Origin of the sequence: Pseudomonas sp. P7758 (genome assembly GCF_013386485.1) — a bacterium.
Lineage (GTDB): Bacteria > Pseudomonadota > Gammaproteobacteria > Pseudomonadales > Pseudomonadaceae > Aquipseudomonas.
Genome location: NZ_JACARS010000011.1, coordinates 1 through 14,418, shown reverse-complemented (window position 1 = coordinate 14,418; position 14,418 = coordinate 1). Strand labels below are relative to the sequence as shown.

Below are 14,418 nucleotides of genomic sequence, written 5' to 3'. Positions count from 1 at the left end.
ACCGGGGCTTTTTGTTGGGCCTTGATTACAGCGTAGAACGCACTCGCCACAGCTCGGGGAACAATACGGTGTCGAGCATCTTGCGCAGGTAGCCCACGCCTTCGGTGCCGCCCGTACCAGGCTGGAAGCCGATGATCCGCTCCACGGTGGTGACATGGCGGAAGCGCCACTGGCGGAAGGAATCTTCCAGGTCGATAAACTTTTCGGCCAATTGGTACAGGTCCCAATACCGGCTCGGATCGCGATAAACCTCGCGCCACGCCGCCTCCACGGAATCATCGTGAACCGTTGGCGCCGTCGGGTCGCGTTCGGCGCGCTTGGGGTCGATCGCCAGCCCGGCCTTGGTCATCAGGTTGATCGCCTCGTCATACAGCGACGGCGTGGCAATCGCCACCTGCAGCTCCTTCAACAACTCCGGCCGGTGGGCATGAGGCCGCAACAGCGCCGCGCTTTTGTTGCCGAGGATGAATTCGATTTCCCGGTACTGGAACGACTGGAAACCCGACGACTGCCCCAGGTACGGGCGGATCGACTTGTACTCCGACGGCGTCATGGTCGCCAGTACCGCCCAGGCGTGCACCAACTGGTCAAAGATCCGCGACACCCGCGCCAGCATCTTGAACGCCGGCGGCAGCTCACCCAGGCGCACGTGTTCGCGGGCGGCCTTGAGTTCGTGGAGCATCAACTTCATCCACAGCTCCGAGGTCTGGTGCTGGATGATGAACAGCATCTCGTTGTGGTCCGGCGACAGCGGGTGCTGGGCGCTGAGCACTTTGCCCAGGTCCAGGTAGTCGCCGTAGCTCATGGACTCGGAAAAATTCAGCTCGGCGTTATGCCATTCTTCCGGCGGCTGGTAGTCAGGGGAGAAAGGACACTGGCTCATCGCGTGGGCTCCTTGAGCGGGCGGAGAATGGCTCGTACCGGGCTGGCATCGAGGTTGGCAAAACGCAGCGGCAGCGCGATCAACTCGTAATCGCCCTCCGGCACGTCGTCGAGGACGATGCCTTCGAGAATTGCCATGCCATGCCGAGCGACGGCGTTGTGGGAGTCCATGGTCTTGGACTGCTGCGGGTCCAGGGACGGTGTGTCGATACCGATCAGGCGCACACCGAGGCTGAACAGCAACTCGACCGTTTGCGGGGCGACGGCGGTGAAATTCGAATCCCAGGCATCCAGCGGCGCCTGTTGATAAGTGCGCAACAGTACACGCTCCGGCAGGTTTTCCAGGCGGCCTTCCAACTGATGCGGCTGCACCAGCGCGCCGCTGCCCAGGCAATGCAGCACCCGGCACGGGCCCATGTACACATCCAGAGACACTTCGCCAATCGGCGCGCCGTCCGCGCTGTAGTGCAACGGCGCGTCCACATGGGCGCCGGTGTGGGGCGACAGGGTGATGCGTCCGACATTCACCGGGCACTCGGGGCCGAACTGCCAGACCCGCTCTTCCTGAAACGGCGTATCACCCGGCCAGGTCGGGGTCGCGGTGCTCAAGGGCGGGCTGATGTCCCACCACGTTTTTATTGGATTCATTTCAAGGCTCTCGGTCGTTACTGGGGTGAATGATACGAGGGCCGGCTGTAAATATTCTTGCGAATTCCAGCGCAAAGCGGGAAATCTTTCGCACTTACTGCGAGGAAATGGCTGATTGGCGCACAGATATTTCGTACTGACTCAATCCTTCAAACAACAAATATCCCCTGTGGGAGCCGGGCTTGCCCGCGATGAGGTCGGCACAGCGTGCCCTTCCATCGCCTGACACTCCGCCATCGCGGGCAAGCCCGGCTCCCACAGAGGTTGGCGGTGACTCACGGCTGTGCAAATGACTGCGCTTCTGGGCATCCCGATGTCGAGTCCAGACCACTGGCGGGCCGCCCAAGGCGATAGGGTTCGGACTTACCTTCCACTGCCTCGGAATCATCATGTCCAAGCCAATCACCGTACTGCGCGACACCCATCCACTGCCGGTGCTGGACGCCTGCAAATGGGAAAAACTCGAAGGCGACCCGCACACCGTCAACCTCAACGCCTACACCAGCGAGGACGGCAGCAAGATCATGGGCACCTGGATCTGCACCCCCGGCAAATGGCGGGTGGAGTATGTGAAGTGGGAATACTGTCACTTCCAGGAAGGCTACTGCGTGATCACCCCGGACGGCCTGGAGCCGATCCATTTGCGGGCTGGGGATATCTTTGTGGTGGAGCCGGGGATGAAGGGGACGTGGGAAGTGGTCGAGACGGTGCGTAAGTATTTTGTGTTTGCCTGATCCCACCTCCTGGAAAGGGGTCGCCCTGGCCCCTTTTACCTCAACGACGACCGTCGCGCCCTTCTGATAAAAGCAGCACCTCCCTGCCCCTCTTCCAATAACAATCGCTGTTATTCGTGACAACAACCCTTGATATTCGAAAACAATCAATTAGTATTTTGTGACAGAATATTGAGAGCACCAAGTTCTTGAAAAAATCTCATGACGTAATGCGCAAAATACATAGTCAAACTCACCAAACAGTACAACCACTACTTTAGTTATAGATAAGATTGACTTTTGACACCCCCTACACTTTAAGATAGCTTTCTTGCAACCGGTCTATACTCGAATCTCATAGCATTATAACCCGATGATAATAAGAGGTACGGAGAAGGTGCAGAACTTCACATAATCGCAACCTTCACTGCACATTGATGGAAAACGCGCAGCGATTTGAATTAGACTCCAATGAATCAGTTGATTACCCCATTGGTTTGTTCTAAGGACTCCACACGTCTTCCAGCACTTACTGCACGCGGCAGTCGAGACCGCGCTTTTGCAAAAGGATCAAGAAAATGCCTGAAAAAACAACACGTCTGACCATTCTCATCGACTTCCCGACCAAGCAGCGTCTGGAGTCGCTGTCCGAGGAAGTTGACCTTACTATTTCTCAGGTTATTCGCAAGCTGATTCGTGACCATCTCCAGCAATACGAGAGCCAAGTCCCGCCCTCCGTGCTGGAGCCGGAGAAAGAGGATTCATCGCTCTGCTCTTGATATATAAGCCTGGTTAATTTGCCTTTATAAAACTGTGCGGCATAACTTTCTGCTTATTTATCAGCTGGCGCGCAGTTTAATCATGAACACTGCGCGCCCCCCTCTCCAAGTTAAAAACTGGTGATGAACTATGCCTGTGAAACAGCAATGGCTTGCTTGTTATGCTCATCTAAGCAAAGAAATGAATGGGCCTGCTGTATCATCAGACACCGCGCAGCCCTGTACCTTGTTTTTCTCCATGAGCGACGGCACCCAGCGCGCGCATGTTTTTCATATCACGGCAGATAACTTCGAAGCCGCCTGGCAAACCGGTGTGCAGCGCTTGCAGGGAGCCTACGAACGAGACCGTGCGCAGTCAGGCAACATCGTCGAACGTTCATGGATACGCGTCGAATGCGCGATCAACGTAACCGCCATCACCTGGGCCGAACTCAATGCGCGCTTCAAGCGCCACAAGCGTAATTACTTCCGGCGCGGCATCGCCTTCGATGCGGCGCTGCACATCGCGATCACCGAACAGGAACTGAACGCCAACGCGATCCTGTATGGCGGCAACGCTATCAATCACGCGAGCTTCAATGCCGGCAATTTTTCGGTGTACGCCAGGCGCCGTTTTACCGGGCTCAATACAGCCGACCTGATCGCCACACTTGAACCCGAGACCCCCGTGTTCCTGTTCGACACCAAGGGCGTTTTTTGTGCCGAAGACGGCGTGCCCCACCCGCTGAACCCTGGCCCGACAGAAACCGGCTGGCGCACCCTCGCAGCGCTGGAGCCCGGCATGGTAAAGGCGAGCATCATCAGCGCCGCAAGCTACCTGAGCACTCAGGTGCAGGGCAGCGGCCAGTTCGTCTACGGCTACTTCCCGTGCTTTGACCGGGCGATAAAAAACTACAACACCCTGCGCCACGCCAGTACCACCTATTCGATGATCGAGGCCTGGGCACTGACCGGCGATGAGGCGCTTAAATCCGCCATCGACCGCTCGCTGGCCTACCTTACCCAGGAACTGATCAAGTCCTACGTGCTGCCCGACGGCAGTGTGGCGGCGTATCTGCTGGACACCGGTGACGAGATCAAACTGGGCGGCAATGCCGTGTGTTTGTTGGCGCTGGTCAAATACAGCGAAGTCACCGGCACCCGCCACTACCTACCCGTGCTGGAAGCCCTGGCCAATGGCATGGCCTGGATGCAGGACGCGACCACCGGCGCCTTCGTGCACGTCTTGCATGGCCGTGACCTTACCGTCAAAGAGGCGTTCCGGATCATCTACTATGACGGCGAGGCCGCGTTCGGGTTGATCCGCCTCTACGGCCTCACCGGCGATGAGCGCTGGTTAACCGTGGTGGAAAAAGCCTTCGACTACTTCATCGAAAAACAGCACTGGCGCGAGCACGATCACTGGCTCAGCTATTGCGTGAACGAACTGACCCGCTACCGACCTGACGAAAAGTATTTCCGCTTCGGCCTGAATAACGTCGCCGGTTATCTGGGGTTCGTGCAACAGCGCATCACCACCTTTCCGACGCTACTGGAATTGATGATGGCTGCGCAGCAGATGCTCGAACGCATCGCCCAGCAAGCGCAATTGCGCCACCTGCTCACCGAGATCGACCTGCACGCGTTTTACCGCGCCCTGCATCATCGTGCGCGCTATCTGTTCAACGGGTATTTCTGGCCGGAAACGGCGATGTATTTCGCCAATCCTGCGCGCATTGCCGGTTCGTTTTTTATCCGTCACCACGCGTTCAGGGTGCGCATCGACGACGTGGAGCATTACCTCTCGGGGCTGATTGCCTACCACCGCTACCTGCTCGACGGCGCGCCGCAAGTGAGCCTGGCCCAGGACGCAGCGCCCCTCGGCTGGGTCTGGGACGCCAACACCCTGGCTCGGGTGACACACGGCACCTGGGCCAAACAGCCGCCGCCCGGTTGGTACACGTCGGGTTTGACGCCGTCCATGCAGTTTTTCAAACCCCAGCGCATGCTCAATCGGCACCCCAGCAAGGTGGGACCGAACGAAGTGCAGTCGGCGCTGCGCTGGGCCCAGGCCAGTCCTGAGCGGCGCCCCTCGGCGTTCTTGTGTGTAGACCCGACGCCCTACCTGGACAGCGGCCTGCCGGTGTTACAGGTCGCCGATACCAGCGAGGCCATGCTGCAAATGGGTCGATACGCCAGGCAGCAATTCACTGGCCAGGTGTTCGGCGTCACCGGCAGCTTCGGTAAAACCACCGTGGTCGCCATGCTCGGCCACGCCCTGAAACACTGGGGCGAAGTGGGCCACACCGAGGCCAACGCCAACCTGCCCCATGGGATCGCCTGGAACCTGGCGAGCATGCCCCGGCCGGCCAAATTCTGGGTACTGGAAATGGCCGTGGGCCGCATGCCGATTAACTCGGAGCTGGTGCGCCCACACATTGCTATCGTGACCGGGCTGGCTCCGGCGCACCTGGAATACCATGGCACCCTGGAAAACCTGGCGCGTAAAAAGAGCGCGATCTTCCGCTCGATGGCACCGGGTGGGCACGCGGTGCTGTGCCGCGATATGCCGCACTACGAGGTGTTCGCCCAGGCCGCCGAAGTCGCGCGCTTGCACGTGACCAGCTATGGCGAACACGCTGATGCCGATGTGCGCCTGCTCGACGTGTGCAGCGAGGCCGACCGGGTCTACGTCACCGCGCAACGTGACACGCAACGGCTGGATTTCAGCCTGAGTGCTCGCGGCCGACACATGGTGCTCAACGCGCTGGGGGTGCTGGCGTCGCTGTTCGCCGCGGGGCTTGACGCCGACCAGGCACTGGAAGTGCTGACCGGCTTCCAACCGGTGGAAGGTCGCGGCAATATCCGCTCGATCAAATGCACCGACGGGCATTTCCAGCTGATCAACGATGCGTACAACGCCAACCCCGGCTCGATGGCTGCGGCCTTGCGCTCGATGGCCGACCTGCCCGTGGCCTCGCGGCACCGGGTAGTAGTGTTGGGCGACATGCTGGAACTGGGCCCCGACGCCCAGCGCTACCACCTGGAACTGGCTGACTCGCTGCGCGCGGCGGCGCCCCGGCATTTGGTGCTGTGCGGGCCGCTGATGCATGAGGTGTACCGGGTGCTGCGCAGTGAGCTGTCAGTGCAGTGGTTCGAGGATGCCACGGCATTAGGCCAGGCGTTGGCGCGCCACCCCGGCCAGTGGTTCCAGGCGGGGGATTGGGTACTGGTGAAAAGCTCCGGTGGTACCGGGTTGTCGCAGATCTGTGATTGGCTGAACACGACCGAACAGGCGGTGCCGGCGGGTTAGCCCGCGCAGCCCGCTGCTGTCTTCAGGCCAATGTCATTGCGCAGTTGGTGAAACATCGCAGGCACACCCTGCGCCTTGACCAACTGCGCCTGATGCCCGGCGCGAATCAACGCCCGGTAAAAACGCTCCTGCAACACAAATGGGGTTACCTGGTCATCCACGCTGCCAATCACGAACAACTGCCGCGCAGGCGCAACGGCAATGCCGGCCATGTGCTCCAGGGGATCGTAGGGGTGCAATAAACCATTGGTGTCACGTCCCGGACGCGAAGGCAGGCCTTTGCTTTGACGCAACATCTGCGCGCGCTGCACCAGGGCAAACGCGCCGGAAGTCATCACTGCACACTTCACATCGGTACGCCCCAAGGTCAACAACGCCGCGGCCACCGTGGCGCCGCCGCTGTGCCCCAGCAACACAAACTGCCCGATGCCGTAACGCTTGCGCAGCTCGTTGAGCGCAGCGTCCAGCACAATGAATTCCCGCGCCTGGCGCCGCTGCCCATGGTTGCCGCTGGAACCGTAGGTGCCAGGTCGCGCCACAATCACCACCGGTACGCCCGCACGCCGGCTCAGGGCCTTGGCCTGCCTGGCCTTGGCGGCCAGGGTATTGCCACGGATCGACTCGGGCGAGCGGTGCATTTCCACGTTGCGGTCGCCATGAAACATCACGATTACCACGGGCGCACGGCTCAGCACCGCCCCGGAAAAATAGCGAATGCACTCATCGCCCCCGGCCAACTCGACCCAAAGTGAAGAGTCGACCTGGTTGCAGGTCGACTGGTCGGCCGGGGTGTTCCAAAGCAACGGTGTCGAACCCTCACTCAGGGCCCACGCGCCCGGTACGCCGGCCCACAACAGCATCCACCACAACGCAAACCTGGCCACAGCCACCTCGCCTAACGCTCGCGCAAGGCCTCCCGCGCACGGTTCATGGGCTTGATCAAATAGTCGAGCACGGTTTTCTGGCCGGTCTTGATATCCACCGAGGCAATCATCCCAGGCACAATCGAAAACGACTTGCCGGCCTTGTTTTTCAAGGTGTCAGCGTCGGTGCGAATGAACACTCGGTAGTAAAAGACTTCTGGCTTGACCTCGTCCTGGATAGTGTCCGGAGAAATGGTCACGACCTTGCCGTCCATGCCGCCATAAATGGCGTAGTCGTAGGCGGTGATCTTGACCTTGGCCACCTGGTCGGGATGGATAAAGGCGATGTCTCGCGGGGAGATACGCGCCTCGATCAACAACTGCTCATCCAGGGGCACAATCTGCATCAGGCGCCCGTTGGGCGGGATAACCCCGCCGATGGTGGTGACCTCGATCCCCTTGACGATACCGCGCACCGGCGAGCGCAGGGTCAGGCGAGTCACCGAGTCGGAGCGCCCGCGCATGACTGACGACAGCGTCTCGACGTCGGCATTGACCTTCGCCAGGTCCTCACCGGCCCGCACCATATACTCGGAGCGGGCCTGGGTCAGTTTCAACTCCAGCTCGGCCTTTTGGCGCTTGAGGCGCAACACCTCAACGTTGCTGGCGGCGCCGACCTTGGCCAGGTTTTCGGTGATTTCCAGCTCGCTACGCACCAGCCCGAGCGACGATCGCACGCCTGCCAACGATTCTTCGAGGCCCTTGCGCCGAGTGTTGAACAGGTCGGTTTCGGCGCGCACCAGTGCGGGGTAACGCTCAAGTTCCGGGGGGAACAGTAACGGTTTGCCGTCTACCTCGGCCTGCAAACGCGCGACGCTGGCCAGCGACGCCCGGTACTTGGCGGCACTTTCATCAAAGTTGGATTCGGTCTTGGTCGGGTCAAGCCTGGCCAACGTCTGGCCATTTTTGACGATATCGCCCTCCCCCACATTCAATTCCGTGACGATGCCGCCTTCCAGCGACTGGATGATTTGCTCACGCGAGGTCGGGATGACTTTGCCGCTGCCCGTCGAGACTTCGTCCACTTCAAAAAAGTAGGCCCAGGCACCAAACGCAATCAGCATGACAAACACCCAACCCACCACGCGCGTGGCGCGCACCACGGTGCGTTCATCCACGCCGTCGTGGGTATGCCGGGCGCCTTCGTCTTCGGTGGCGAGCAGGGGTATGGTTTTCGGCGCAGGGCTTTTCACTGGGTTTTCCCCTTCGGTTTGGACAGGCGCGCAATCGCGTTGGCTTTGCTGTCATCGACGATGATCTGGCCGTTGTCGACCACGATCACCCGATTCACCAGGCTCAATACACTCATGCGGTGCGTGGCGATAATCAGCGTGCGATGGGCCGCCCAGCGGTCGAGGTTGTGGATCAACTGGCGCTCGGTCGCTTCATCCAGGGACGCGGTGGGCTCGTCGAGCAACACGATATGCGGCTGGCGAATCATCAGCCGCGACAGCAGCAGCGACTGACGCTGCCCGCCCGACAGGCCCAGGCCACCTTCCAGGATCATGTGGTCCAGGCCGTCGGCGAACTTGCCGATGAAGTCGCCCGCACCGGTCAGCGCCAGGGACTGGAGGATTTCCTGATCGCTGGCATGCGGCGCCCCCATGATCAGGTTGTCGCGCAGCGTGCCGTGGAACAGCCGCGAGTTTTGTGTCATCAGCCCCACGTCGCGGCGCACGTCGGCGGGGTCGATGTGGCTGAGGGCAACGCTATCCAGGCTGATGGTGCCAGCCTTGAGGTCGAGCATCCCGGCCAATGCCTGCAACAGCGTGGATTTACCCGCGCCGTTACGCCCCAGAATCGCGATGCGCTCGCCCGGCTGGATCTTCAGGTCGGCCACACGCAGCGCCGGCACGGGGGCATCGTCGGAATACTGGAATGTGGCCTGGCTCAGCGCGTATTGGCCTTTGATCACCGGCAGGTGCACGCGCTTGCTGCCCTCGGGATGGTCCACCGGCAATTCCATGATCCGGTTCAGGCCTTGCAGCGCAACCTTGGCCTGCTGCCAGCGCGTCAGCACCTGGGTGATCTGGGACATCGGCGCCATCATCCGCGACGCCAGGATCGACGCCGCGACAAGGCTACCGGTGGTCATGTCGCTGGCCATGACCATGGGCGCACCGAACACCACCACCACGGCAAACACCGAGCCCTGCACATTGTTGCTCCAGGCCACCAGTTTGTTGGTGAGCATGCGCAGGCGCAGGCTGGCGTCGCCGCAGGTGGCGTTGTAGTGATTCCATTGTTGCTGGAAGCGCTGTTCGGCCTGCAACGCCTTGATGTCGTCCAGGCCTTGTATGGTCTCCACCAGCATGGCGCTGCGCAACGAGCTTTCACGCATCGACTCATTCGCCAGTGCCGCGAGTTTTTTCTGCGCCAACAGCCCGGGCACTATCAGGAACAGCACAGCCACCATTGGCACCGCCACCAGCGGGCCGGCGATCAACCAGTAGATCACCAGAAACAGCAGGAAGAACGGCAGATCGGCCAGCGCCGTGGCGGTGCTGGAGGTGATCAGCTCACGCAGTTGCTCCAGCTCCTTGAGCTGCGAAATGAACGAGCCGGTGGACTTCGGCCGGGCGCTGTTACGCAAGCGAATGGCATGCCCGAACACCAGGTCGGAAACGCGCAGATCCGCGCGTTTGCCGAGCATGTCGGTGATGCGCACACGGGTGATGCGCATGATGAAATCAAACACCAGCGCCAGCATCACCCCGCCAAACAGCACATACAGGGTGGGCATGGATTCGGCCGGGATCACCCGGTCGTACACCTGCATCGAAAACAGTACCCCGGCCAACCCCAGCACGCTGGTGACCAGCGAAGCGAGCATCACATAGCCATAGGGCCGCAGGTCGCGCAGCACGATGTTTTTGAACCACGCCTTCTCGTAAGGCTTGATGTAGTCGTCGACACGCCGGTCACGCACTGCCGCCATGGGTCGCAGAATCACGCTCTTGCGCGCTTGCTCCAACAGGTCCTGGCGGGTGAGCCGGCTTTGCAGGCCGCCGTCGCCGCTGTAGGCGATGCCCAGGTTGTCGCCGTCGCCGAGGGTTTCGAGCACACCCACCTGGCCGTCGGCAAATTGCAGCACCACCGGTAATTGGCGCTGCATCAGCGTGGTTTCGCTGAAGTCGGCAATCACGCAGTTCAACCCCGCCTGGCGGGCCATCTGCCGTACCACCTCTTCCACCGAGGCGCCTTCGGTCCATTGTGCAGCGATGCGCACGCTTTGGGCCGAGCATTCCAGGCGGTAATGCCGGGCCACGCTCAGGACGGCCTCCAGCCACACTTCATAATCCACTGCGGGCGCCGGGTTCAGCGGTGTTTGTACTGCGTTGGTTTCGTCCGCAAGCATCACAGCATCATTCATGGCCGAATCTCCACACCTTGCAGGGTGCTGTTGTCCAGGTGGAACGCCGTGCGCAGTGCGCCCGTGTTGTAGAGGCAATCGATTTTCAGGCGGCGCAGGTCAGCGGCGGTGTTTTCCCGGTCCATGCGTGCCTGGTGAATTTCCTGCTCGGCATTCAGCAGGTCGAGCAACGGCCGTGTGCCCAGTTCGAGGTACTGCTGGCGATACAGGTCGCGGGTTTCGGAGATGCTGCGCTCACGAAAATCCAGGGTGGATAGCCGCTGGCTGAGGCTTGAGATTTGATCCCGCGCCTCCAGCAACCCCTGGCGAACCGCAAGGCGCGCGGCGTCGTTGGCGGCATCGGCGGAACGCAGGGCCTGTTGCGCGGCGGATTTGCGAGCGGTGATTGCGCCGCCCTGGTACAGCGGCATTTTCACGTTGAGAAATACGCCATAACGGGTACGGTCGCGGCCGCCGGGGACGTTGCTGTCGTCGTTGTTGTCCAGGTAGTGCGTGATGGACGGGTCCAGCGACACGGTCGGCAACGCCTCGGCACGGGCTTGCGCAATCAGCGCCAGCGCATCGACGCGCTGCGCCTGGGCGATCAGCAGGGTCGGCGTGACTGCCGCATCGGGTACCACGCCCACGCAGGATTGCTCCAGGCTTGCCGGAAAACCATGCGCCACGCTCACTGGCGCCTGCGACCCAAGCAGGCTGCTCAACGTGCTGCGCCAGCGATTGAATTGCGCGGTGAATTGCAATTGCGTCGCCACCGAGGCCTCGACCCGCGAGCGGGCCTGGATCAGGTCCGAACGGGTGCTGGCGCCCATGTCGCTGCGCTTTTTGGCCAGCTCTGCAATCGCCGAAATGCCGTCGATTTGCTCGCGAGCCAGTTGCACCAGCAACTGCGAGCGCTGCAGTTCGATCACGGCGAACGAGGTATCGCGCGCCACCTGATCGATCGACAGCAACACCGACGCCTGGCTGGCACTGACCCGCGCCAGCGCACTGTCGACAGAACTTGAGACCTTGCCGAAGTCGTAGAGCATCTGCGACGCCGACAACGAAAACGCACGGCTCTGGCCGTTGCCCCTCAGGCCGCTGTCGTAGCCGGAGTTGAAGCCGCCGCTGACTTGCGGGTAATAACCGGAACGGGCGATGTTCACGTTCTCGTTTTGTTGGTACAGCTGGCCGATCGCCTCGGAAATTGCCGGGTGCCATTCCACCGCCAGTTGAATGGCGCGTGTCAGGTCAAGGTTGCTCGGTATGACGTGCTCGGGTGCCACCGGTGCGCTGACGCCCGTTGGCCCGCCGGGTAAATGTGTGCCCAGGTTGCTCGGGCTGATGATGTTGACGCGTTCTTCATCGTCGATATACGACGCTGCCATGACCGGCGCACGCTCGGGCGCGATCATTGCGACTGCCAGAATTACGGCAGACAGCTGCTTGGCCAAACTCTTTTGCCTCACTGCTAGTCACCTGACTGTTGTCAAACCTGATGAGTACAACAACGGACCGTGACTGACGTCACGGCCCATCGCTGCATTACCGTTGGTAGGGAAAACCGGGCCTTGCGGCCCGGCCGGCAAGGGTGGCGTTACACCACGCTGATGCCGCTCTGTACCCAGAGCTGATGGGTTTCATCTTCCGGACTGGTGTAGATCACGTACTCAAGACCGTTCTCTACCTGGGTCGCACCGGCGCTCCAGTCACCTGTCAGGTGCACGCTGTCCTGATCGTCGCCCTGGATCATCAAGCGATCCGACTCAGGCCCGGTGATGGACACCAGGTCTTCGAGGCTCAGGGTCAGGTCGACGGCGCTGACATCGTTCAGGTCGATGCTGTGCACCCCGCTGACTGTGCCAATCAGGTCGGTGAGGTTGATGGCTGCATCGCCGCCTTCCCACAACAACCCGTCTGCACCCGCGCCAGCATCGACATGGGTGAAGTCGGTGTCGTCGGTCACCACGGCATCGTGGTGATCGCCGTCAACGTTGGCGCCGTCATCCGCCGCCTGGTCCACCGCACTGTGGGCAGCGGCAATGCCGGCACCTTCAGTGGCTGGCGCACCCGGGTTGGCGTCGTCCCAGACCAGGTCGCGATCCGGCGAGTCGATGCGCACGTAGAGGTCGGCGGTGTCTTCCTGGCCGGTTGGCGTGGTGAGCTTGTAGGTGAATTTATCCACCTGGCCAATCTCGTCCAGCGTCAGCCCGGCATGCGGGGTGTAGACGTACTTACCATCGGCAAACACGGTCAATGTGCCGTGGTCACCGTTGATTTTCGTCCCCGTTTGCCCAGGAATCACATAGACCCCGTTGACCAGCACACTGAGTACCGTCAGCGGCGAACCGAGGACATCCGGCCCGGACAAGCTGTCGGACAGCAGGTTGCCAGTCGCATTGCTCATTGCACCGGTCACGAACTCCGTGAGGGAGGTGGTAGTGAGCTTCTGCGCAATGTGCAGCGCACTCAGCGACAGCACGGCCCCGGTCGTCCCGATCACGCGATAGGTCCCGGCATCCAACCCTTGGAACGTGTGGTTCGCCTGGGTAGTGGTCTGCTGCGTGACCCATTCGTTACCGATGAACTTCTGCAGATTGACGGTCGTGCCTGGCAACAACGCAATGCCGGTGACGGTGACGTTGATCGCAAGCTCTGCGGTCGTGCCCGTGGCAACGTTGATCTCGGCACCCGTACCCGAACTGCTGCCGAGCAGTGCCAGGTTGTAGCTCAGGGTCGCCAGGTCGGCCTGGGTGACCAGGTTGACGATGTCGATCTGTGCCGAACCCAGGTCATCATTGGCAACCGTGTTGATCACGCCGGGCGCAGATGGATCGGTAGCGCTCCAGTCCACGTTGACACTCGGGCTGTCGATACGCACATACAAGGTTGCCGAGGCCGAAGCACCGGCACCATTGACCAGGTGATACTCGAAGGCATCCACCTTGCCGATGCTGGCGACATCGCCGTTCGGGGTGTACTTGTACTCGCCGTTGGCGAAGATGGTCAGCTGACCATATTGACCCTGCAGCACCGTGCCGGTGGTGGCGTCGGCATCGACGAATTCGCCGTTGACCTCGACCTGCACCTTCACTGGCCCGCCGGTTCCCGGTTCATCCGGTTTACCGCCAATGCCCGGGTCGGTGATGACGTTGCCGGTGACATCCGGCCCTGCTTCCCCGGTGAAGTCGGTGAGGCTGTCATTGGTGACGCTCAACTTGGCCGTGGCCCCTGCACCAACGCTGACCAGGTTGGGGTCGAGCTTGAGGGTAAAGCGATACTGCCCGGCTTCCAGGCCTTCGATTTTGGCGCTGGAGCTTTGTCCGAACAGCCCCAACAGGTCGAGCAAGCCCGAACCGTTGCTGCCTTGTTGCACCGGCAACCATCCACCGGCACCGTCGCTCACTTCCAGCGTGGCAGTGAAGCCACCGCCCAACAGCGAGACCAGGTCGGCCTGGGCAAACTGCAGGTTCAGCGTTCCGCTGGAACCCTCGGCAACCGAGAACTCCTGCTGCTTGGTGTGATCGCCCAGAATGATGCCGCCGACACCCAACAGGGTGAACACGCGCATATCGGCCAGGCCGGTGTTGGATGTTACGGGTTTGATGGTTACTTCGCCGGTAGCGAGGTCGTCGAAGGCTTCGAGGTCGGCGTCGGCGTCCGCATCCGCATCCGCATCCGCATCAGCGTCAGCATCGGCATCGGCATCGGCATCGGCATCGGCGTCAGCATCCGCATCCGCATCCGCATCCGCGTCGGCATCGGCATCGGCATCGGCATCGGCATCAGCATCGGCATCAGCATCGGCGTCCGCATCAGCATCGGCATC

General features: G+C 61.2%; 10 protein-coding genes. 3 read left to right on the top strand and 7 right to left on the bottom strand.

From position 1 onward, the window contains the following. Nucleotides 1-25 precede the first annotated feature (25 nt). Both kynA and kynB read right to left on the bottom strand, forming a co-directional pair. A complete protein-coding gene (gene kynA / locus HX873_RS02170; protein ID WP_008436669.1) occupies nt 26-883 on the bottom strand; it encodes a tryptophan 2,3-dioxygenase in 858 nt (285 codons plus the stop codon). Continuing rightward, entirely contained in the window at nt 880-1,530 is a 651-nt protein-coding gene (kynB, locus tag HX873_RS02165; protein ID WP_087693454.1) for an arylformamidase, read from the bottom strand. The genes kynA and kynB overlap by 4 nt, the downstream gene beginning before the upstream one ends. 389 nt (nt 1,531-1,919) lie before the next feature. Here kynB and HX873_RS02160 point away from each other — a divergent pair, with 389 nt between their 5' ends. The 3 genes from HX873_RS02160 to HX873_RS02150 all read left to right on the top strand — a co-directional run bounded on the left by HX873_RS02160 (nt 1,920) and on the right by HX873_RS02150 (nt 6,314). Beyond that, a complete protein-coding gene (locus tag HX873_RS02160; protein ID WP_003212331.1) occupies nt 1,920-2,264 on the top strand; it encodes a cupin domain-containing protein in 345 nt (114 codons plus the stop codon). Between the two features lie 557 nt (nt 2,265-2,821). Then, nucleotides 2,822-3,022: a hypothetical protein gene (locus tag HX873_RS02155; protein ID WP_003212332.1), complete on the top strand. Its 201-nt coding sequence runs from the start codon at nt 2,822-2,824 to the stop codon at nt 3,020-3,022. Between the two features lie 238 nt (nt 3,023-3,260). Beyond that, a complete protein-coding gene (locus HX873_RS02150; protein ID WP_177122301.1) occupies nt 3,261-6,314 on the top strand; it encodes a UDP-N-acetylmuramoyl-tripeptide--D-alanyl-D-alanine ligase in 3,054 nt (1,017 codons plus the stop codon). On the opposite strand, the gene HX873_RS02145 is transcribed toward HX873_RS02150, so the two are convergent. The 5 genes from HX873_RS02145 to HX873_RS02125 form a co-directional block, all read right to left on the bottom strand. Continuing rightward, nucleotides 6,311-7,174 (bottom strand): S9 family peptidase, encoded by an 864-nt coding sequence (locus HX873_RS02145; RefSeq protein WP_102368030.1) that lies wholly within the window; start codon nt 7,172-7,174, stop codon nt 6,311-6,313. The genes HX873_RS02150 and HX873_RS02145 overlap by 4 nt on opposite strands. Nucleotides 7,175-7,209: 35 nt before the next feature. Next, nucleotides 7,210-8,400 carry an HlyD family efflux transporter periplasmic adaptor subunit gene (locus HX873_RS02140; RefSeq protein WP_087693464.1) on the bottom strand — a complete coding sequence of 397 codons (1,191 nt, stop codon included), beginning with the start codon at nt 8,398-8,400 and terminating at the stop codon, nt 7,210-7,212. A 26-nt stretch (nt 8,401-8,426) separates the two neighbouring features. After that, nucleotides 8,427-10,610 carry a type I secretion system permease/ATPase gene (locus tag HX873_RS02135; RefSeq protein WP_177122300.1) on the bottom strand — a complete coding sequence of 728 codons (2,184 nt, stop codon included), beginning with the start codon at nt 10,608-10,610 and terminating at the stop codon, nt 8,427-8,429. Continuing rightward, nucleotides 10,607-12,004 (bottom strand): TolC family outer membrane protein, encoded by a 1,398-nt coding sequence (locus tag HX873_RS02130; RefSeq protein WP_177122299.1) that lies wholly within the window; start codon nt 12,002-12,004, stop codon nt 10,607-10,609. The genes HX873_RS02135 and HX873_RS02130 overlap by 4 nt, the downstream gene beginning before the upstream one ends. 182 nt (nt 12,005-12,186) lie before the next feature. Continuing rightward, nucleotides 12,187-14,418: BapA/Bap/LapF family large adhesin (locus HX873_RS02125; RefSeq protein ID WP_256349553.1), on the bottom strand; the 2,232-nt coding region annotated here is incomplete at its 5' end.

Coding starts and splice junctions, on each gene's coding strand:
- kynA (WP_008436669.1), bottom strand. CDS start 883: ATGAGCCAGTGTCCTTTCTCCCCTGACTACCAGCCGCCGGAAGAATGG.
- kynB (WP_087693454.1), bottom strand. CDS start 1,530: ATGAATCCAATAAAAACGTGGTGGGACATCAGCCCGCCCTTGAGCACC.
- HX873_RS02160 (WP_003212331.1), top strand. CDS start 1,920: ATGTCCAAGCCAATCACCGTACTGCGCGACACCCATCCACTGCCGGTG.
- HX873_RS02155 (WP_003212332.1), top strand. CDS start 2,822: ATGCCTGAAAAAACAACACGTCTGACCATTCTCATCGACTTCCCGACC.
- HX873_RS02150 (WP_177122301.1), top strand. CDS start 3,261: ATGAGCGACGGCACCCAGCGCGCGCATGTTTTTCATATCACGGCAGAT.
- HX873_RS02145 (WP_102368030.1), bottom strand. CDS start 7,174: ATGCTGTTGTGGGCCGGCGTACCGGGCGCGTGGGCCCTGAGTGAGGGT.
- HX873_RS02135 (WP_177122300.1), bottom strand. CDS start 10,610: ATGAATGATGCTGTGATGCTTGCGGACGAAACCAACGCAGTACAAACA.
- HX873_RS02130 (WP_177122299.1), bottom strand. CDS start 12,004: ATGATCGCGCCCGAGCGTGCGCCGGTCATGGCAGCGTCGTATATCGAC.